Genomic DNA, 21,391 nt, shown 5'->3' with positions numbered 1-21,391 from the left:
CTACTTCGGCACTCCGGTCGTCACGAGCAGGTTCTCGGTCTCAGTGGATGCCGGCCTCGGAGGCTTCGGAGAACCGCCGAACTTCAGTCTCGCCACCGTGAAGTTGATCACCATGACGAACAGGAGCATCCCACCCCAGACCATGTTCTTCGCGAAGGGCGTGAACGCCATCATCGTGAACGCGCTCTGCAGGAACTGCAGCAGCACGAGAGCCAGAAGAATGCTGACCACGCGCCCGCGCCCGCCGTAGGGGTTGAACCCCGCGAGCACCACGACCAGGATCGCCTGCAGCAGGTATGACTCGCCGAACCCGACGCGTGCCGAGTTCACGCGCGCGATCATCACGAGCGCAGCGAACCCGACCAGCAGCCCGACTACCGCGTAGGTGAGCAGAATCGTGCGCTCGGTCTTCACCCCGGAGAACTTCAGCGCGACGCTGTTCTCACCGAAGAGGTAGATGCGCCGACCCTGCCTCGAGTACCGCAGGAAGAATCCCAGTGCGATGAAGCCGAGGAGCATGACGACGAACATCAGTGGGATGCCCGCCACGGTCACGACACTCAGCTGCGAGAAACCGGGGACGAGCACCGCGACGCTCTGCCCCTTGGTGATGACCATTCCGATTCCGGAGAACAGGATCATCGTGGCAAGAGTGGCCAGGATCGGGGGCACGGAGAGCTTCGCGATCAGGAAACCGTTGAGCAGTCCGCACAGCAGTGCGGTGACCAGAGTCGCCACGATGGCGATGCCGATCAGCATGCCGCCGTTGCCCGCTTCGATCGGGATGATCGCACCCGAGAGAACGGTGGCGCCGACGATGCCCGACAGCGTGGCTGCGGCGACGATCGAGAGGTCGATACCGCCGGTCAGCATCGCAAGGCCCATGGCCAGTGCGAGGAAGCCGAATTCGCTGACCTGCACGGCCATCGACTGGAAGTTGCCCGGCGAGTAGAACCGGCTGCCGGCGACCACTGCCACGAAGATCGCCGTGATGAGGATCATCACGATCAGTACGGTGAGTTCGCGCTCGCGAGAGACGCTCTTGATGATTCGATTCATCGGATCTACCTTCCTCACGCGTAATCCGCGAATATGAGCGCACGACGGTCGGCCACTCGTTGCCGGTAATACATCAGGCCCAGGCTGAAGAGCAGCACAGCGCCGAAGAACAGGTTGTTCCACGACGAATCCAGCCCGAGGAAGACCAGCGTCTTCTGGAAGAGCTGCATCACGAACACACCGAGGAAGACACCCAGGAGCGTTCCCTGCCCACCGGTGAGCTTGACTCCGCCGATCACTGCGGCGGCGATCACGATGAGCTCCGTGCCGATCAGCGACACCGGGTTCACGTACTTGACCTCGCTGAACGACATCACTCCTGCAAGGCCCGACAGCAGTCCGGAGAATGCGTAGACGAACCACTTCGTGCCGAAGATGTTGATGCCGATGCGAGATGCCGACTCGGGGTTACTGCCGATCGCGAAGATCGAGCGGCCGAGCATCGTGCGATAGAGCAGGAAGTACGTCAGCGCGAACACGATGACGACGATCGGCACGAAGATCGACAGACCGTACTGCGAGGTCGCCCCCTCGATCGTGAAGAGGTTGAACGTTCCGAACTCGATCAGCGACTGCGGCATCTCGGCGGTCGGGAAGGCCTTGGTTCCGATCGTCACGGCCATCAGACCGTGGAACAGGCTCGCCGTTCCCAGCGTCACGATCAGAGTCGGCAGCTCGAACAGATGGATCAGCAGCGCGTTGACGCTGCCGAGCAGGGCACCGATGACCATAGCTGCGAGAAGGACGAACAGGATGTTGTCTATCCCGAACGCATTCATCAGGATCACGCTCGAATAGCCCGCCACCACCGCTATCGCGGTGAACGAGACGTCGATGCCGCCGGAGATGAGCACGACGAGGATGCCGAGGGCGAACAGCATGACCACAGAAGAGCTGCGGGTCATGTCGAACAGCGTCTCGAGGCTAAAGAACAACGGGTTCCGGATCGACACGATCGCGATGTAGGCGACGATGATGCAGAGCAGATAGCGCTCCATGGTCGTCGACCGGCGGTGCATGACCTTCTGGAAGGGCGTGCGCTTTCTCATGCTTGTTCTCCCTGTACCCGAGCGCCGGAGTTCGTGCCCGCGAAGCTGTCCGGATCGCTGATGATCTCGGCCAGTCGCTCCTTGATCCCGTCGGCGCGGAGGTCTTCCTCCTCCAGAGAGGTGATCATCGATCCCTCGTGCATGACGAGCACGCGGTTGCAGTTCGCGACGATCTCCTCGGGCTCATCTGAGATGAAAATGATGCCGATGCCGTCTGCGGCGAGGTCGTGGATCTTGGCGTAAATCTCGGACTTGGAGCCGATGTCGATGCCGACGGTCGGACTGTCGAGGATCAGGATGCGCGGCTCGGTGCCGATCCACTTGCCGAGGACGACCTTCTGCTGGTTTCCGCCCGAGAGGTTGTCGACGAGGACGGAGATGTCCTTGTTGTTCACGTTCATGCTGTGGACGAGCTCGGTCGCGAGCGCGTCTTCCTTGCGACCGCTGATCATGCGCATCGGCGTGAGCAGTCGGTCGAGCATGGTGGAGGTGATGTTCGTCTTGACGGACTGCTGTCCGAACAGCCCTTGGGTTTTGCGGTCCTCTGGGAGGAGGGCGATGCCGTAATCCAGTGCGTCCCACGGGTTGGTGATCGCCGCGGTCTTACCGTCGATGAGGATGGTGCCGCTGTCTGGTCGATTGAGGCCGAACAGCGACAGCGCGATCTCGGTGCGTCCCGCACCGAGAAGTCCGGTGAGGCCGAGGATGTCGCCGGGGCGCACCGTGAAGCTGATGTCTTCGTAGTTGTCGGCTCTGGAGAGCTCGCGCACCTCCAGCAGAGGCTGGTCTTCGGTGCGGGTGCGGTGATAACGGTTGTAGACGATCTCTCGCCCCGTCATGTGGAAGCTGAGGCTGACCTCGTCGAGCTCGCTCGCGGTGAAGTCGCCGACCTTGCTGCCATCTCGGAAGATGGTGATCTTATCGGCGATCTCGAACACCTCGTCGAGCTTGTGGCTGATGAAGACCACTGCCATTCCACGCTTCTTCAGATCGAGCACGATCGCAAGCAGGCGCTTGACCTCGTTCGTCGTCAGCGCGGTCGTCGGCTCATCCATGAACAGGATGCGGGCATCCATGCTCAGCGCCCGGCAGATCGCCACGATCTGCTTGTTGGCCACGGAGAGCTCGGACACCGGAGCATCCAGATCGAGGTCGATGCCGATCCGCTCGAGCTGCTCCGCCGCGATGCGCTGCACCTCGGCACGATTGCTGAGTACGGACCCATCGTGGATGAGACGGTTGATCGCGATGTTCTCCGCCACCGAGAGGTGGTCGAACAGCGAGAGGTCCTGGTAGATGACCTGCACGCCTTCGGCGATCGCCTGCCGCGGCTTGAGCGCATTGAACGAGTCGCCGCCGATGGAAATCGTCCCCGTGCTCGGCGTGTAGACACCCGAGACGATCTTGACGAGCGTCGATTTTCCGCAGCCGTTCTCACCCGCGAGACAGACGATCTGTCCCTCTTCGACGGTGAGATCGACGCCCTTCAGGGCGCGGATGCCTCCGAAGGAGATCGAGATGTCTTCGGCGACGAGTAATGGGGTGCCCATACGGCAGCCTTCCTTGCTGGGTGAGTATGGCGGAAAGTCCGGGCCACGGTCACTCTGATCGTGGCCCGGACTTTCAAGGGGTTCAGAACGGGTAGTCGCCCGGAGCGAACGTGCCCTTCTCGATCTTCATGATGGCGTCGCCGGTGATGAGCTTGCCGTCGACGACCACGCTCTCGTAGCCTTCCTGAGCGAAGTCGTCACCCGTGGCGATCTCCTTGCCCTCGAGCACGTTGAGCGCGACGAGGCTCGCAACGTAGCCGGCCGATCCCGGGCTCCACGTCTGCGCGTAGCCGAGCCATCCCTCTTCGAGGTACGGGCCTGCGACCGAGGGCAGGCTCAGCACCGAGGTGCTGACGCCATCGAGGTTCTTCTCCTTCAGGATCTGGGCGAAGTTCGAGCCGGCCGAGACCGACGTTCCGATGTAGCCCTTCAGCTCGGGGTACGCGCGAACGATCTCCTCAGCGTTGGCGCGTGCCTTGGCGTCGTCGTTGTCATCCTCGTAGGGCTGGTCTGCGACGACGTCGATGTCGGGGTAGTTCTCCGCGAAGTAGTCGACGGCAGCGTTGTACCAGGCCATGTGCGTCTCACTGGTGAGCGAGCCGACCATGCCGATGAACTGGCCTTCGCCACCCATCTGCTCAGCGAGGTTCTCTGCAAGGCCCTCACCGAAGACGACGTTGTCGAAGGACTCGACGTCGTAGTCGATGCTCTCCGTCTCGACCAGGGCAGGTGCCTCGTGAGTCACAACGACGATGCCCGCATCGCGCGCCTTCTTGAGGACCGGTGCGATCGACTGCGGGTCGTTGGGGACGACCACGATGGCGTCGACGCCCTGCGCGATGAGGTCTTCGACGATCTGCACCTGCTTGGCGGGGTCACCCGTGTCGGGGCCGGTCTGACGAGCGTTCACCTGGTCGGTGTAATCCTCGTTGAACTGCACGACGCCTTCGTTCATGGCCTCGAACCATGAGATGCCCTCGACCTTGGAGACGAGGACGATGTCGTACTTTCCGTCAGCGCCGGCGCCGGCATCGGCATCGGAACCGCCGGTGTCGCCGACTGAGCCACAACCAGCGAGAGCGAAACCAGCCACGAGGGCCAGTCCTGTGAATGCAGCCGAACGGCGCGTGAAGGACTTGCGCATGGTTCTCCTTTGAACGGATAGAAGGTGAAGGGTAAAGACCGTGCATGTGTTGTTAACAGTACATTCACCGGTTTGCACAATTTATATCACAATGCCTCACGTTCGCAAACCCTCATCCGAGCATGCGAGAGCCGACACCAGAAGCATCCGGTTTTTATAGAGTTTTATCTGGGTTTTTTGTGCGCCGCCTGCCTCCATATCGATTGCGTCACAACGCCGGGCGCGTCTGGCAACTTCACAGCATCGTCGCAAAAGCGCCCAGAATCTCACAACGTTAGGATTTCACCGTGTATGTTAGATATAACATCTGGTAAAACATGTCTGGACATCGCGTCCCGATGCCCACCCAAGGAGTAAGCGTGCACAACGAATGGCGCGACGGCGCGGCCCCCTTCGCAGATCCCCTCGATGAAGCCGTCGCCGGCAGTCGGCTGCTCGGTTCCAATGCGGATCTGGTTCTGCACGGCGGGGGTAACTCGTCCATCAAGGGCACCGTGACCGACGTCACCGGGCGCGAGGTCGATGTGCTGTTCGTCAAGGGCAGCGGATGGGATCTCGGCACAATCGAGCGCCCCGGGTTCGCCGCGCTCCGGATGGAGCGTCTGAGGGAACTGCTCACCGTCGAGGTGATCCCCGATCCGATCCTCGTCAACGAGCTGCGATGCGCGTTGATCGACGCCAGCGCTCCCGATCCGTCGATCGAGGCTCTTCTGCATGCCCTGCTCCCCCATCGCGCTGTGCTGCACTCGCACGCCGACACCATCGTGACGCTGACGAATCAGCCGGAGCCTGAGGCTCACGTGCACGCGGTGTTCGGCGACTCGGTTCTCGTCGTGCCCTACGTCAAGCCGGGCTTCGACCTCGCGCGGCTGTGCGCGGTGATGTGGCAAGAGCAGGGCCGTGACGACTTGGTCGGGATCGTTCTCCTCAATCACGGACTGTTCACCTTCGGCGACACGATGCAGGAGGCGTACGCGCGGCACGTCGACCTCCTCACTCGCGCGGAGGCGTATCTCACCGAGCGCGGCGCCGTCGTTCCCACCGGCGACCCCTCGCTGACGCGGAAGAGCCTGCCGGTCGAGCAGGCGCATGAGCTGGCATCCTTCCGCAAGCAGCTCAGCGCCGCCGCCGGTCGCCCCATGGTCGTGTCGGCATCGGATGCTGACACCGTGGACCGCTTCCTCTCTCGCGAGGACGCCGCGCACCTCGCCACCCGCGGACCCGCCACCCCTGACCACATCATCCGCACCAAGCGGCTCCCCCTGATCGGACGCGACGTCGATTCCTACGTCGCTGATTACGAGGAGTACTTCGAGACCAACAAGCATCGCGCGCACGAGCCGCTGGAGATCCTCGATCCCACCCCGCGAATCGTGCTCGACGACGGCTGGAGTCTGGTGACGGTCGGTAAGACGCTCTCCGAGGCCGATCAGGTCCGCGATATCGCCGTGCACACGCTGAACATCCTCACCGCCGGTGAGGCCCTGGGCAGCTACGCCCCGCTGGATGCCGGGCAGCTGTTCGACATCGAGTACTGGGACCTCGAGCAGGCGAAGCTCCGAAAGGCCGGCAAGCGCCCCGCGCTGCAGGGGCAGACGGCCGTCGTCACGGGAGCCGCCTCCGGCATCGGGCGCGGGTGCGTCGCCGCGCTCCTCGAGGCCGGTGCGAACGTCGTCGGAATCGACGTCTCTGACTCCGTCGCCGACACCTTCTCGCACCGCGGGTGGCTCGGGCTGCAGGTCGACGTCCGTGATGAGGGCGCGGTCGAACGGGCGCTGGCCGAGGCGGCCTCGCGCTTCGGCGGCGTGGACATGCTTATCGCCGCGGCAGGGGTGTTCGCACAGAGCGCGCCGATCGTCGATGTCTCCGCCGACGAGTGGAAGCGGACGATGTCGATCAACGTCGACGCGATGCAGACGCTGTTCGCCGCCGCTCACCCCTACCTCGCACGGGCCGTCCCCTACGGACGCGCCACCCTTGTCGGCTCGAAGAACCTTGCAGCTCCTGGGCCTGGAGCCTCGGCGTACTCCGCGTCGAAGGCCGCGGCGACGCAGCTCGCCCGCGTGGCGGCGCTGGAGTGGGCCTCCGACGGGATCCGCGTCAACGTCGTGCACCCCGATGCCGTCTTCGACACGGCGCTGTGGACCGAGGAACTGCTCGCCGAGCGCGCGAGCAAGTACGGCCTCACCGTCGACGAGTACAAGCGACGCAATCTGCTGAGCACCGAGGTCACGAGCGACCTCGTCGGTAGGCTCGTGGCGACCATGAACACCGAGGTCTTCCAGGCCACGACGGGTAGCCAGATTCCGATCGATGGCGGCAACGAACGCGTCGTGTAACGCGCGCCCGCCCACCCGTTTTCACGTACCAAGTCGAAGGAGACCCCACAATGAGCGATGTCATCACCCTCGGAGCCCACATCGGCGACGTGCACGCCTGGCCCGTCGAAGCCATTCCCGCCGGGCAGCAGCTGGGCATCATCGAGAAGATCAAGCTCAGCGTGGCAGGCACTGCGGCCGGCACCGCCGTCGACCTGGCGAAGCTCGGCGTCTCCGTGAGCACCGTCGGCAAGGTCGGCGATGACAGCATCGGACAGTTCGTGACGGCCAGCATGGCAGCCAGAGGCATCGACGTCTCGGGGCTCACGGTGTCACCGCACAGCCAGACCTCGTCGAGTGTGCTGCCCATCCGCCCTGACGGCTCACGGCCTGCGCTGCATGTCATCGGCGCCAACGCCGACCTCACCGAGGATGACATCCCCTGGGATCTCGTCGCTCAGGCGAAGGTCCTGCACATGGGCGGCGTCTTCATCCTCCCGGGCCTTGACGGCAAACCGATGGCACGCGTCCTCGAGCGAGTAAAGAGCCTGGGCGTGACCGTCACCATGGACTTCCTGATGAGTCCGCGTGACGATGCGCAGGAGATGCTCGCACCCAGCCTGCCGTTCGTCGACTACGTGATGCCGAACATCGAAGAGGCCGGCTGGCTCGTCGGCTCAGAGGACCGCGCAGAGATCATCCAGTGGCTGCACGATCGCGGTGCAGGATGCTCGGTGCTGACCATGGGCGGCGACGGCGTCAGCATCGCCGAGAAGGGCCGGGAAGAGATCCTCGAGACCGCATTCGATGTCGACGTCGTCGACACGACCGGATGCGGCGACGCGTTCTCCTCCGGCTTCATCGCGGGACTTCTGGCCGGGGAGTCGCTGGGCGAGGCGGCGACGCTGGGACTGGCCTGCGGGTCACTCGTGGCGACAGGGCTGGGCTCGGATGCCGGAATCGTCGACCGCGCGCAAGTAGAGGCCTTCCGACACGAGCATCCGCGCCACAGCTGAGCGGATCAGGCGATGATGAGCTGCACGCCGGTCTCTTCGATCAGGCGACGGGTGCCCTCGTCCGCCTGATCGTCGAGAACGACGTGCGTGAAGTCGGTCACCGAGCAGACGCGGTGCAGGGCACTCTGCCCGATCTTCGATGAGTCGATCAGAAGCACGCGCTTCTCGGCCGCGCGGATCATCGCGTGCTTCGCGGTCACCACGCTCTGATCCTGGTGATAGACGTCTGTTCCGCGCAGAGCGGAGGACGACGCGAACAGGATGTCAGCGTGCAGGTCTGCCAGCGTGCGCTCGCAGATCATGCCGAGGAAGGCCTGATACCTACTCTCGTACTCGCCGCCGAGAGCGATCAGGTTGATCTCGGGTGCACTCGTGAGCTTCTGCATCGCCTGCAGGAAGTTGGTGATGACCGTCAGCGGAGCGTAGTTCTCGAGGAAGGGCACGACCTCCAGAGTGGTCGTCGAGTCATCGAGAAGGATGACGTCGCCCTCGGAGATGAGCTCAGCGGCTGCCGCCGCGATCTGCCGCTTCTCGTGCACCGAGGATCGCGCACGGAAGAGCAGGTCGCTCTCGAACTGCGTGGACCGGTGAGCTGAGGCCCCGCCGCGCACCTTTCGCAGCACGCGGAGCCGCTGGAGCTCGTCGAGGTCGCGGTGAATCGTCATGCGGCTCACGCCGAGTTCATCGGCGAGCGCGTCGACGCCGACGAAGCCCTCCTGATTGACGAGATTGGTTACATAAGCGAGCCGTGCGGCCTTGTTGGTGACCGTGTTCGGGTCCCTCGCATCGGCTCCACCGTCAACAGCGACGGAATCAGACACTGACACTCCTCAGTAGGTGTTCATGAGTTGACGATCGAACCTGGCGATCTTTCTCCAGAATACGCGATGCCTTGCATCGATGAATGCGCGAAGGGGCGGCACGGAGGAATCCGTACCGCCCCACAGCTATTGCCGTCTTGCTCAGGCCTCCAGCCGGCGACGCTTAATGAGCAGCAGCGCACCGCCACCGATCAGCGCCATCATGGCCGCGATCAGACCCGCTGGGACGAGGCCTCCACCGGTGGTGGCGAGATCCGGGATCCTCTCAAACTCGTTGTCGAGCGAGATCTCGGCATCCACGCCTGGTTCGCCGGTCACTGTCACCACGACCTCGGTGCCCTCCCCGTCGATCGCGACGTCCGCGGACTCGCTCGACCAGACCGCACCCAGCCACTTGGCGTTCGCGGGCAGGCCGGTCGCGGAATCCTCGGTGAGGGCGACCTCGGTGCCCAGCGGCAGGCCCTCGATCACTCCCGGCGTTCCCGCCTTGAGGTCGAGCGTCACCCGCTGCTCTTCGCCCATGAGGTCGGTCCACGTCGCGATGACGGGGAACACGACATCCGCCGGGACGACATCCGAGTCGCCCGAGAGCGTCTTTCGCACCCATAGGCTGCCGAGCGACGCTGTGGCATTGTTCGTCAGCACCACGTCGACGTCGGTCGCCGCGCCGATCGTGATCGTCGCACTGCCGTCCCCGTGGAGCACGATGCCCACGGCATCCCAGATCGGAGCATCCCACGTGAATGCCGCGCCGTCGACCGGCGCGTGCTCGGTGAGCGTCACCTCGGTGCCGTGCGGCAGGTCGCCACCGAACGGCACGACCGTGCCGTTGGTCGGGACCGTGACATCCTGCGCGAACGGCTCGCCGTCTTCGAACCAGGACGCCGTCACCAAGACCTCATCCGGAACATCAGAGTTGTTCAGCAGGACTCCCGAGACGTCTTTCGCGAGATTGAAGGTGCCCGGCGCCCATGTCGCCTCGTTCGTCACCGTCACCAGCGTCGCGTCGGTGTGCTGGTCGGACACGATGATCTCCGCGCTGCCGTCACCGTTGTCGGTGACGCCATCGCCCGTAATCGTGATCGAGTCCCAGATGACCGTGTCGATACCGGGGCGCTCGCCCTCGGTGATCATCACGACGGTACCCGCGAGGAAGTCATCGCCGAGCAGCGTCGGCTCCACCGCGTTGATCGTGATGTTCTTCGACTGCTCGATGCCCTCACCGTCGGTCCAGGTCGCCGTGACCGGGAACTCGGTGTCGGAGTCGACCTCGCCCGTCGCTTCACCAGCGATGCCCTTGATCAGGTTGAGCCCCGCGACAGAGGTCGCCGCGTGGTTCTCGAGAGTGACGGTGGCGGCAGCATCCCGACCGATGGTCACGACCGCGTCGCTGCCTTCGACAGTCACTCCGGTTCCTGACCAAGTCGGCGACCCCCAAGCGATGCTCGAGCCGTCGCTGAGCGGCGTCTCGGAGAGCGTGACCTCGGTACCGATGAGCAGGTTCTCACCGAGCGGCAACGGAGTGCCATCGGTGGGAACCGTCAGCGTCTTCGTGCCCTCCGTGCCCTCCTCGTCCCAGGTCGCCGTGACGGTGACGCTGGCGGGGACGGCCGGATTCGCGGCCTGCTCGCCGGTCACGGTCTTCACGAGCGAGAAAGTGCCGACCGTGCGCTCGACCGAGTTGGTGAGAGCGACCGATGCCGGTGCCGACGCATGCGCGGCGGTGATGGCCACGCTCTGCGGGCTGAAGACCGGAGTCCCCCAGGTGAGCCGATCATCATTAGCCGGGGCTGCCTCGCTGAAGGTGACGACCGCGCCGATCGGCAGGTCGCTCAACGTGGCAGGCGCGCCTTCGGTCAGATCGACCACGCGGTCCGGCTGCGCGGGGAAAGTCGCGCCCAGCGCGCTCGTGTCGATCTTCGCGGTGACCTTGTAGTTCTTCGCGTCATCGACCAACGCTGCCGCCCCACCGGTCACGGCCTTGACGATGCTCAGCGACCCCAGCTGCGCGGTGTTGGTGAGACCGACGGCGATGTTCTTGCCCGGGGCCAGGGAGACCGTGGCTACTGTTCCCCCATCGCTGACGATGACGCCGGCGCTCTCGGTGAAGACCGGAGTTCCGAAGGCGACGCCGGGGATCGAAGGGAAGGTCGGCTCGGTGATCTTGGCGGTCCAGCCAGTGCCGCGCGAGTTCGGTCCGCTGACCGCGTCGCCGTTCAACGGCACCTGACGGTCGTACTCGAGCTGCATCGTGCCGCTCGGGTCGAACTCCTGCACATGCACGGTGAACATCGCATCCGCTGGCACGAAAGCCGCACCCGGCGTATCGGCGATCAGTTTACTGATCGCCATCGAGCCGCGCGGCACGCCCGAACCGGAGCCGCTCCCGCGATTGCTCTGCGTCACCGACTTCTCATAAGTTTTGCCGTTGACGGTGGCCGTGTTGCCGTATGTCGTGCCCGGAGCATCCATGCCGCCAGTCGTCGTACACGTCGTATAGCTGATGACGTACTGGTACTCGCGGCTGAAACCGGTCTGCGTCGTGCCATCCGGCTGCTCGAGCGTCGGCTGCGGAACCGTGAATGTCAGTTTCTGCGCGTCATCGGCATCCTGCGCGGCCGTGACCGTGTCGGTCAGGTCGACCGTCTTGAGCCCGCCGTTGGAGATCTGGTCGCGTGCTTCGAGTTTCAGGCCGAGGCGTGCGTTCAGGCCGCCCGTCGGGTCTCCTGCCGTGCACACCTGGTGCGCGCTGGAGAGCGTGTCGGTGACGGTGAGGTCGCCGGTGAGGCCGACGAGGCGCTCACCGGGAACCGTGATCTGCCAGTTCATCGTGGTCTGCGGCAGGTAGTCGACGCCATCGAGCGTGACGGCCTTCGTGTTGATCGAGCCGCCCTTCTCGTCGGTGCGGCCAGGAACCTTGGCCTCGGTACCGGCAATTTTTCCGTCGACGTCCACGCTGTTCGTGTACGCCGTGCCCGCCGCCGGCAGATTCTTGTCGGTCACGCAGGTGTCGTACGTCACGATGTAGCGGTAGTCGGATGCCTTGAATGCGAAGTCCGTGTCATTGATCGTGAACTGGATCTCGAAACCCTGCGTCGAGGACGAGACGACAGTCGGCGTGAGAAGAGGAGTTACGTCCTTGACGATCTGACTGCTCGGTCCGTAGCGCTCGGTGATCTTGATGCCGGTGATCGTGTCGGTGCACAGCTCATGGCCTGCACCGAGCTTCTCGGTGAATCTGAAGCCGTTCTTGCCCACGAGTTGGCTGCCAGGAACGGTGACGGTCCACGCGATCTTGCCGTTGCGGTCCTTGCCGTCGAGAACGCTGCCCGACTTCGTGAGGTCCATGCGCCACGGCTTCGACGTCACACCCTGGATTCCCGATGAGGCGTTGCCCCAGATGTCGATCGACGCCTCGTTCGTGTACTCGGTGCCCGCAGGATCGATCTGACCATCGGTCGTGCAGGTCTCGTACGTGATGCGGTAGGTGACATTCGGGTCGAACCCTGCGCCTGGAGCAGTGAGGACGATGTTGAAGTCCGCCCCGCCCGTGCCCGCTGCGATGGCAGCGATGGATGTGACATCGACGACGTTGTTTCCTCTGACCGTTTCGACTTTGAGGTTCGGAGCTGCGCAGAGGACGTGGTTGGCGCTGAGCGTGTCGGCGATGTTGACGACATCGTGCCCTTGCAGGCTCGCGCCGGGGAGGTTGATCGTCCACGTCATCGACCAGTTGTTGGCGTTCATCGCACCGGACTTGTCCCAGTTGTCTGGAATCACGATGCCATCGTCGATGCCACCGCCGCTGGGAAGAACGACCAGCGAGGTCGAGCCGTTCAAGTCGAATTCAAGCGCCTTCTCGGTCGTCGCCTCGACGGCCTTGACATCGAACGAGAACGTTCCCCCAACCAGTTCGGGGTTCGCCTCGACCTCGTCAGTGAGCGTGCACACGACCTCATCGACCCCGGCAGTCGCCAGGCACATCGCCCAGATCGCTGTCGATCCATCCGGACGCGGCCCCGTCAGATTGAACGGAACATCCGTGGGGATGTTGAGCTCCTGCGGAAGCCCGATCATGAAGATGTCGTCCTTGTGCGGGTCAGCGGCAGACGCGTCCCAGGTTCCGCTGATCTCGATCGTGTCTCCGATCACCAGCTGTCCATCGACTCCCGTACCGCCACCCGTGGTGACCGCATCGACCACGATGGCGTTGTTCGCGGCCGCCATCGCCGTAGCCGGCAGCGCGACCAGCCCGACGGCGGTAAGCGTCACCGCGCCCACGGCCGAAACGATCCGTCGGATCAAACTCCCTCGACGTGCGGCACCGGTTTTATGGCGCGCTCGAATGTACTTCTCAGCCTGCACGAAGTGCTTCTCCCCTATTAGTCCCCAACAGGCGCCGTCAGCCGAAGTTTCTCCGAGACGACGCAAAGGTCTAATTTTATGAGTTAGTTCAGCGCAGGTACAAATCCGACCGCCGTCGCATGCCGATTTGAGAATACGCTGCGAATGCTCTACACCCAGCGGATCCTTACGGGTGCATTCACTCCGGGAACGGTGCGTCGGCACGGGTGAGGGCGCGCACGCGCGGCTACTCCGGGAACGGCACGCGCGAAGCGCGACCAGAGGTGGCGTTAACGAAGTCCGTCCCGGCGCGCAGGCGACTCTTCTCGATGTTCACAAGCGCGGACTCGACGGATGCCGCGAACACTCGCCCACCGGCGAGGAGACCCTCATGCGGGGTGATGGCGCCCGACCAGTCGGCGATCCAGACGCGGCGGTGGCTGTCGGCGAACGCCTCGAGATCGGCGTTGACGCCGGGAATCCAGTCTCGTGGCGCATGCGCGTTGACGAGGATGATGTTGCGATCCGCTCCGGCGATCTGCGCCATCTGCTCGAGCACATCCCTATCGACGGGACCATTCGCGCCGAGTGCGACCACGACGTTTTCGCGGAGCGCACCGCCCGCGGCGAGGCTCTGCAGAATGTCCGGTCCCGCCCAGATCGACCGCGAAACTTCTGCGTCCACGGCGATGCCGGGGAACTGCTCGAGCAGTGCCGGCGCAGAGGCCAGCATGACCGAGTCCCCCACCGCGGTGATCTCGGTGCCGGCCGGAATCACGATCTGGTCTTCGGCCGGGGCTGGAGCAGGTGTGGGCGCGGGTGTCGTGGTGGCCTCGCCCAAGGCATTCTGCCCACGAGTGATCGCGTCCGCCGCGGTTGTCGTGTGCGGCGCGCTGATGATCGCTGCGGTCGTGCCGCCGATGGCGACCAGCATGACCGCCATCGCTGCGATTCCGCTGAACCTGCTGAGCGGAGTGCCCGCGATCCGCCGACCGAGCGCGCGCAGCGCGAGACGGAATCCGTATCGGCGGAACGGCTGCTCCACGAAACGGTACGACAGCGCTGCAGCGGCCACTGAAACCACGAGCGCAGCGATTCCGGTCCACACCGGAATGCCCGCTTCAGGCCCGAAGCCCTGGGTGCCGACGAGCATCAGCACGAGCACCGGCCAGTGCCACAGGTAGATGCCGTACGAACGATCGCCGACCCACTTCAGCGGTGCGACATCGAGGCCGCGCCCGAACCACGAACCGGGCCAGATACCGACGAAGATGGCGAGGGCTGCGCCGCCGCCACGACGATCGCCGACAGCCCGACCACTCCCCCGAGCAGCGCAACCGCGCGCGCATTCTGCGAACGCATCCATTCCTGTTCCGACATATTCGTGACGGCGAGCGCCAGCGCGATGCCGATAAGCAGGCCGAAGGCGTGCGCATCCGTCCCGAAGTAGGCGCGGGTGACATCACGGGACGCGACGAGCTGCGCCATCCACGACGCCGACCCACCCGCGGCGACGAGCATGAGTGCGACGCGCGGCCAGCGCCCTGGAATCAGCAGCACGAGCGGAAGAAGCAGCGGCCACACCACGTAGAACTGTTCTTCCACCGCCAGCGACCAGAAGTTGCGGAACAGCTCAGGCGCGGTCGCCGCGAAGTAGTCGGTGCCATCGGCGACAGCGAGCCAGTTGTAGCTGAAGATCGCAGCTCCCCGCACCTGGCGCCCCATGCCCACCAGCAGGTCGCCGCCGAGCATCCAAGCCGCCGTCGCACAGACCGTGACGACGACCGCGAGAGCGGGGATCAGCCGTCTTGCGCGTCGCCGCCAGAAATCGACGAGGCGGCGCGGCGAACCGAGCCGCCCGAGCCTCGACGGACGCAGCAGAAGAGAGGTGATCAGAAAGCCGCTGATGACGAAGTCTGGTTCAGCATCTGAGGAGGGCGACTTCGCGGATAGATCGGGGCGAAACCAAAGCTCCAGCTTAGGCTGGGCACGTGAGGATTCGTCTGGACATCGCCTACGACGGCACGCATTTTCGCGGGTGGGCGACGCAGCCCGGCCTGCGCACCGTGCAGGGCACTCTTGAGGCCGCTCTCGCACGTATCGTCGGCTCTGACGTGCGCTTCGTCGTCGCCGGACGAACGGATGCCGGGGTGCATGCCGCAGGGCAAGTCGCCCACGTCGATCTCGACGACGAGCAATGGGCGCGCATCGAATCGCGCCACGGGCGCGCAGCATCCGACCCGGCCGCGACGATCGCACGCCGCATGCGCGGCGTGCTCGGCGCGTACCCCGACGTCGTCGTGCACCGCTCCTCGCTCGCGCCGAAGGGCTTCGACGCGCGCTTCTCGGCGGTGTGGCGCCGTTATCGCTACCGGCTCGCTGACGACGCCGCCGGTTACGATCCGGCGCGCAGGCACGACACCACCAGCATCCGGGGCGTTCTGGATGCCCGGGCGATGGATGCCGCGGCACGCTCCCTCATCGGACTCCACGACTTCGCCGCGTACTGCAAGGCCCGCGACGACGCGACGACGATCCGCACCCTGCTCGACTACCGCTGGGCGCGGGATGCCGATGGCGTTCTCGTCGCGGAGGTCAAAGCCGATGCCTTCTGCCACAGCATGGTGCGCGCGCTCGTCGGTGCATGCGCGGCTGTCGGCGAGCAGCGCCTCGATGTCTCGGATCTCGCCGTTCTTCGCGATGCGTTGGAGCGCACGAGCGCGTTCAAGGTGCTGGCCGCACGCGGGCTCACACTGACCGAGGTCGGGTATCCCGCCGACGACCTGCTCGCCACCAGGGCGGAGCAGACCCGCGCGCGGCGCGACACCGAGTAGCGTGGCAAACGTGAAGGTCATCTCGTACAACCTGCGCAAGCATCGCGCCGCGACCGAGCTCGAGCAGCTCGTGGACCAGTACGCGCCCGATCTGCTGTGTCTGCAGGAGTGCGATGTCGACGCGCTGCCCGACGAGATCAGCGGTCTGGCCCTCGCCGATGCCACACACGGCAACCGCCTGGGACTCGCGCTGTACTACCGGAAGAACACTTTCCGGCTGCGGGACATCCGCACGTTCGGGCTGAAGAAGTCACTCCACGATCGGATGCTTAAGCCCGCGCACGAGCGCGTGCTCGGGGTACGGCTGCAGGACATCGACAACGGCCAGGAGTTGATCGTCGCATCGTTCCATGCGGCGCCGCTGACCGCGCTGAACTCGCTGCGGCGCAACCAGATCCGTGCCGCGCTGACCGAGCTCGAGTCGATGGGCGCAGGCCTGCCGCTGCTCATGGTCGGCGACTACAACTACCCGGTGTTCAAAGAGAATCTCGGGCAGACGGTCCGCGATCACGGGTACACCCTCACGCTCAGCGACGATCGCACCTACACGCGGTATCGGGTCTTCAAAGGGCACTACGACTTCGCGACTTCGGATGGGTTCCGCATCGACAGCATCCAGACCCTGCCTCAGCGATCGAGCGATCACCGCCCGATTCTGGTGACCACCACCATCGGTTAGCGCTCTTACCCACTGTTCAGGTCGCGAAAGGGGTCGCTCTGACCTCACGAAAACGGCATAGTTCGCGACCTGAACTGGTTTCGGCGGTCAGCGCTCGACGAGAATTCCGTCCTCATCGGCATACAAGTGCTTGCCGACGCGGAACACGATCCCCCCGAATGCAAGGTCGACATCGATCTCGCCGGCACCGCGCTTTGCGCTCTTGCGAGGGTTCGTCCCGAGAGCTTTCACGCCGAGGTCGAGGTGCGAGATGGCGACGCTGTCTCGTATCGCCCCGTGGATGACAACGCCGGCCCACCCGTTGCGGACGGCCGACTCGGCGATCATGTCGCCCATCAGCGCGGTGCTCAGCGAACCGCTGCCGTCGATGACCAGCACGGCGCCGTCGCCTGGCGTGGCGAGTGCGGCCTTGACGAGCGCGTTGTCCTCGAAGCAGCGAATCGTGCGGATCGGCCCGTCGAAGGCCGAGCGTCCGCCGATCGAGCGGAACTGCATCGAGGTCGGTTGGAGGTCTTCGCCGAACTCATCGTAGAGATCTGCGGTGGCTTTGGTCATGCAGGTATCTTCGCATGGGCAGCTCTATCCCCCTGCAACTTGTGTGATTTACCTGGGAAGTTGCTATCTTGACCAACGTTGACTGTTCTAGCGGCGCTTGTCGCATACTCGGGGGGAATTGAACTTGAAATCGATACACCGCAGGTGGCTCACCACCACCGTGGCTACCGTGGGCGTTACAGCCCTCACTTTCGGCGGAGCGGTTCTTCCCGCATCCGCTGACGACTCGGCCGAGCCTGTCGAGCTCAACATCACCGCAGACAAGTACGAGCTCGCCGCCGCTCGCACCGGTGATTCCGCCGCAGAGATCGAGGCCAAGGAAACGGCCGAGCTGATCAGCGTTTCGGATCAGGGCTTCTTCTATTACGTCGACGAGGCGCACGAATCCCACGGCCTCTCGCTCTTCAACCTGCCTCAGGCTGAAGGCGCCCCCATCCCCAGCACCCCCGCCGCAGGTTCGCGTCCTGGCGCACCGGTCACCGTGTACCTCGACTTCGATGGCGAGACGCTGACGGGCACACAGTGGAACGCCTACGCGGAGATCCCTTCGCTGGCGTTCGCCGCTGGCACTGTGCCGGACAAGGCCGCTGTCTGGGCCGCTGTCTCCGAAGACTACGCACCATTCAACGTGAACGTCACGACCACGCGCCCGAGCCCCGACGCGCTGTACAAGACGTCCATTGGCGATAACGAGTACGGCGCTCACGTCATCATCACTGATTCCTACACCGACGTCCTTCCGGCCGCTGCAGGCTCCGGCGGTATCGCCTGGGTGAACGCTGTAGGCTCCGAGTACATGTCCGGTGCGCTCGTCTTCACCGAGGGCTCCGGCGGCGACGCCAAGAAGATCGCCGAGATCGCGTCGCACGAGTCCGGACACAACTTCGGCCTCGGGCACGACGGCATCGCAGGCTCCACCGACGGTGAGTACTACATACCGACGCAGGGCCTGTGGGCACCGATCATGGGCGCCGGCTACTACACGCCTGTGACCCAGTGGTCCGCCGGCGGCTACGCCGGAGCGACCAACACCCAGGATGACCTGGCGACCATCACCGATCGCGATGCGGCGGCTGCTTACTTGATCAACGTCACGCTGTCGGACGGCACCCCGTACGAGGGCAGGGTGTGTGTGCTCTCGGGTGACCCGGCGAACCCTCAGCCTGGTGACCAGTACCGCGCCTCGAATCCTGACGGCACCTGCGACCCGATCGGCGAACTGCTCACGCTCAACTTCACCTACACGGATCGCGCGAACTACGCTGCCGACACCGTCGGCGACACGCCCGCCACGGCAGCGGTGCTCGATAACGCTGACGACACCTTCGAGGCCGCAAGCGTCATCGAGACCACAACGGACGTCGATGTGTTCGCACTGACCACAATCGGTGGCGAGCTCACCGCCCAGGTGTCGGTCGCCGAGATCGGGCCGAACCTCGACGCCAAGCTGACCCTCACCAACGCAGCCGGCGCGATCGTCGCAGAGAACGACCCGGCGGCAGCGCGTGTCAGCATCAGCACGGCCTCGGGCCTGAACGCGTCGATCTCCGAGACTGGTCTCGCCGCCGGCACATACTACCTGTCGGTCGAAGGAGTCGGCACAGGTGACCCGAGTACTGCGACACCCGACAACGCGAACGGCTACGTCAAGTACGGCAGCCTCGGCAACTTCACGCTCTCGGGCACTGCCGACGCATTCGCCACCGACCCCATCGTGATCGAGACTCCCGCTGACGGTGCTGCTGTTGCAGGAGCATCCGAGATCGACGTCACCGGCACCGCAACTCCCGGTGCCCAGGTGACGCTCACCATCGCCGGCACGGTCGTCGACACAGTGACCGCTGACAGCAATGGCGACTGGGCCGCTGCTGTCACAGTGGGCCAGTACGGCAACACCGTGATCACCGCCTCGCAGACCATCGATGGCATCGAGATCGCCGGCACCGATTCGGTCACTGTGACCGCTCCTCCGGCTCCGGTCGCGGCTCCCGTGATCACGACGCCCGGTGCGGGATCGACGACGGGTGACACCACCCCGACGATCGGCGGCACCGGAGTTGCCGGCGCCACGGTCATCGTCACGGTGCGGAACGCCGACGGCAAGGAGGTCTTCGCCGAGGCCCTCGTCGCGGCGGACGGCACCTGGTCTGTTGACCTGACCGGAGCGCTCGCTGACGGCACCTACACAGTCGTCGCGGTCCAGTCGCTGGGCGGGATCACGTCCGACGACAGCGCAGCGGTCGCGTTCACGGTTGCGGCAGCTCCCGGCGGCACCGGTGGCAACGGCGACGGCAATGGCAACGGCGGCGACAGCCTCGCTACGACCGGTGGCGACTTCAACGCCACGCCGTTCGCAGCGATGGCCGGTGTGCTGCTCCTCATCGGAGCAGGCCTGGCCGTCTACGCACGACGCAAGCACCTCTCCTCGGAGAGCTGAGTCGTCTGACTGAAGGGGCGGGGATCGGGTAACTGGTCCTCGCCCCTTTTTTTCGCCAGATCTCAGAAAGGATCCTTATGATGAGGGGCCGTTCGCACCACCGCAGGATGCCGCTCGCCAGGAGGCTGACGTGACAGACCAACCAGGACGTCGAAGTCGAGGACTCACGATCGCGCTGCTGATCGTCGCTGTCGTGATCGTTGTGGGAACCATCATCGTCGTCGTGTCCGCGACGCGCGGTGGCCAGATTTCAGCATCCGCCCGACCGTCCTCGTCTGCCCAGCCCGAGACTTCGGCGCCGGCCGATCCGAATATTGACACAGAAGAAGGCACCGTGCAGCCGTCGCCATCCCCGTTCACCGGAGCAGTCCTCCCCGAGCCCATGGGCGGCCAGGAAGCTATCGATGCTCTCGGAGACAAGATCGAGATCGTCGCGAAGCGCAACGCCATGACCGTCGAGGAGCTCGAGGAGCTCCTGCTGCGCGACAAGACCGCGCAGGTCTCGACGACGGGCTTCATCGTCTACATTGACACCTTCAAGAACGAAGGCTGAAGCAGGAGCGGGTCTTGGACCCGCGACCGCGCGATTATGCGTGGCAGCGCTGATCAGGCGCGACCGATGCGCAGCTCTCGCGGGGTCAGCCGATAGATGTCTTCCAGAGCCCTGCGCATACTGTCGCTCGATCCGAACCCGGCCCTCGCCGAGACGTCACCGATGGTCAAGTGATCGAACCGCGAGTCCTGCAGAATCGAACGTGAGATCCGCGCGCGTTCGCGGCGGATCTCACCGGCGATTGACGTGCCAGCCTCGGCGAAGATCACTTGCAGGTGCCGCAGGGACATGCCGACGGCTCTGGCTACCCCGGCTGGGTCGAGTCGAGGGTCCGAGCTGTCCGCGGAGATCGTCGCCATAGCGCGATCGCGCGCGGCGGCGCGGGGCGAGCCCGACGGCGGGTTCGTTCCCTGACGCGCGCGGAGGACTGACCCCGCCATCTCGAGCACCATCCGATCGACCGTCTGACTGTCGCCCGGCGACACCGGTTGCTCGCTCTCGACGGATTGCGTGAGAAACGCCCCCATCGCGCGCTCGGACACGCTGAGTTCGTCGAAGAATCGAGCGTCGTCGCCGAGCATCGGCACGAACTGCACCATCTGTTCGCGGGGCACCCGCGCAACGACGAAGCGCCAGTCGCTCACGAACCGTACCCGGTTGGGCAGGCCGCTTGACGCAATGATCAGCGGACTGCTCGACGCGACCCAGACTCCGGAGTGCAGATACTCGAACTCGCCCTGGTGAACGAAGATGATGTCGATGGTGGGCAAGTCAGGACGGATCGGTCGCCGTTCGATCTCGCTCGGGGAGCCGCTCACACCGATGACGAGGATCGCACCGAACGCACGCACCCTGGCGTTCATGCTCAGCTCACCGCTGACCCCGCGAACTCCGATCTTGGCGAGGTCGCGACTGCCGTACAGAGTGATCGAACGTTCTTCCAGGCCCTCTACTTCGGGGGCGGTCTGAGGGTACACCCGTTCATGCTACCCCTGAATGAGTGATCACCGGACAGCCCGACGAGCCACGCCG

15 protein-coding genes are annotated in these 21,391 nt (G+C 64.7%); 6 read left to right on the top strand and 9 right to left on the bottom strand.

The window, feature by feature from the left end; translation table 11 throughout:
• From ACTU6V_RS06155 to ACTU6V_RS06140, 4 genes are all read right to left on the bottom strand, one after another.
• A complete protein-coding gene (locus ACTU6V_RS06155) occupies positions 1-1,059 on the bottom strand; it encodes an ABC transporter permease (protein ID WP_443475213.1) in 1,059 nt (352 codons plus the stop codon).
• Between the two features lie 14 nt (positions 1,060-1,073).
• The gene (locus ACTU6V_RS06150; protein ID WP_443475212.1) at positions 1,074-2,108 is read right to left on the bottom strand and encodes an ABC transporter permease; all 1,035 of its coding nucleotides are present in this window, start codon (positions 2,106-2,108) and stop codon (positions 1,074-1,076) included.
• Positions 2,105-3,658 carry a sugar ABC transporter ATP-binding protein gene (locus ACTU6V_RS06145; protein ID WP_443475211.1) on the bottom strand — a complete coding sequence of 518 codons (1,554 nt, stop codon included), beginning with the start codon at positions 3,656-3,658 and terminating at the stop codon, positions 2,105-2,107. The genes ACTU6V_RS06150 and ACTU6V_RS06145 overlap by 4 nt, the downstream gene beginning before the upstream one ends.
• A gap of 82 nt (positions 3,659-3,740) precedes the next feature.
• Positions 3,741-4,802 carry a substrate-binding domain-containing protein gene (locus ACTU6V_RS06140; protein WP_443475210.1) on the bottom strand — a complete coding sequence of 354 codons (1,062 nt, stop codon included), beginning with the start codon at positions 4,800-4,802 and terminating at the stop codon, positions 3,741-3,743.
• A gap of 359 nt (positions 4,803-5,161) precedes the next feature.
• On the opposite strand from ACTU6V_RS06140, the gene ACTU6V_RS06135 reads away from it, so the two are divergent.
• Positions 5,162-7,141, top strand: a complete 1,980-nt coding sequence (locus ACTU6V_RS06135) for a bifunctional aldolase/short-chain dehydrogenase (RefSeq protein ID WP_443475209.1) — start codon at positions 5,162-5,164, stop codon at positions 7,139-7,141.
• 50 nt (positions 7,142-7,191) lie between these two features.
• Positions 7,192-8,136, top strand: a complete 945-nt coding sequence (locus tag ACTU6V_RS06130; protein ID WP_443475208.1) for a carbohydrate kinase family protein — start codon at positions 7,192-7,194, stop codon at positions 8,134-8,136.
• Between the two features lie 5 nt (positions 8,137-8,141).
• Here the strand turns inward: ACTU6V_RS06130 and ACTU6V_RS06125 are convergent, their stop codons facing one another.
• The 3 genes from ACTU6V_RS06125 to ACTU6V_RS06115 all read right to left on the bottom strand — a co-directional run bounded on the left by ACTU6V_RS06125 (position 8,142) and on the right by ACTU6V_RS06115 (position 15,398).
• Positions 8,142-8,957 (bottom strand): DeoR/GlpR family DNA-binding transcription regulator, encoded by an 816-nt coding sequence (locus ACTU6V_RS06125; RefSeq protein ID WP_443475207.1) that lies wholly within the window; start codon positions 8,955-8,957, stop codon positions 8,142-8,144.
• Positions 8,958-9,098: 141 nt separating this feature from the next.
• Positions 9,099-13,238 (bottom strand): DUF5979 domain-containing protein, encoded by a 4,140-nt coding sequence (locus tag ACTU6V_RS06120; protein WP_443475206.1) that lies wholly within the window; start codon positions 13,236-13,238, stop codon positions 9,099-9,101.
• 1,275 nt (positions 13,239-14,513) lie between these two features.
• Positions 14,514-15,398: an acyltransferase family protein gene (locus ACTU6V_RS06115; RefSeq protein ID WP_443475205.1), complete on the bottom strand. Its 885-nt coding sequence runs from the start codon at positions 15,396-15,398 to the stop codon at positions 14,514-14,516.
• On the opposite strand from ACTU6V_RS06115, the gene truA reads away from it, so the two are divergent.
• Both truA and ACTU6V_RS06105 read left to right on the top strand, forming a co-directional pair.
• Entirely contained in the window at positions 15,293-16,135 is an 843-nt protein-coding gene (gene truA / locus ACTU6V_RS06110) for a tRNA pseudouridine(38-40) synthase TruA (protein ID WP_443467453.1), read from the top strand. The two genes, ACTU6V_RS06115 and truA, sit on opposite strands and share 106 nt — an antisense overlap.
• Before the next feature lie 10 nt (positions 16,136-16,145).
• Positions 16,146-16,814 carry an endonuclease/exonuclease/phosphatase family protein gene (locus ACTU6V_RS06105; RefSeq protein WP_443467454.1) on the top strand — a complete coding sequence of 223 codons (669 nt, stop codon included), beginning with the start codon at positions 16,146-16,148 and terminating at the stop codon, positions 16,812-16,814.
• 87 nt (positions 16,815-16,901) lie between these two features.
• Here the strand turns inward: ACTU6V_RS06105 and rraA are convergent, their stop codons facing one another.
• Positions 16,902-17,369, bottom strand: a complete 468-nt coding sequence (rraA, locus tag ACTU6V_RS06100; RefSeq protein WP_443475204.1) for a ribonuclease E activity regulator RraA — start codon at positions 17,367-17,369, stop codon at positions 16,902-16,904.
• 169 nt (positions 17,370-17,538) lie between these two features.
• On the opposite strand from rraA, the gene ACTU6V_RS06095 reads away from it, so the two are divergent.
• Positions 17,539-19,806, top strand: coding sequence for an Ig-like domain-containing protein (locus ACTU6V_RS06095; RefSeq protein WP_443475203.1), 2,268 nt, complete (start codon positions 17,539-17,541; stop codon positions 19,804-19,806).
• A gap of 130 nt (positions 19,807-19,936) precedes the next feature.
• On the top strand, positions 19,937-20,359 hold the full coding sequence (locus ACTU6V_RS06090) for a hypothetical protein (protein ID WP_443475202.1): 423 nt from the start codon (positions 19,937-19,939) through the stop codon (positions 20,357-20,359).
• A gap of 53 nt (positions 20,360-20,412) precedes the next feature.
• On the opposite strand, the gene ACTU6V_RS06085 is transcribed toward ACTU6V_RS06090, so the two are convergent.
• Entirely contained in the window at positions 20,413-21,336 is a 924-nt protein-coding gene (locus ACTU6V_RS06085; protein WP_443475201.1) for a helix-turn-helix domain-containing protein, read from the bottom strand.
• Between the last annotated feature and the right edge of the window lie 55 nt (positions 21,337-21,391).

Source organism: Microbacterium zouquanmingi, from assembly GCF_052266675.1.
In the GTDB taxonomy this organism is placed as follows: Bacteria; Actinomycetota; Actinomycetes; order Actinomycetales; family Microbacteriaceae; genus Microbacterium.
Note: the sequence above shows the minus strand (reverse complement) of the source record. Positions and strands in the feature narration are given on the sequence as shown.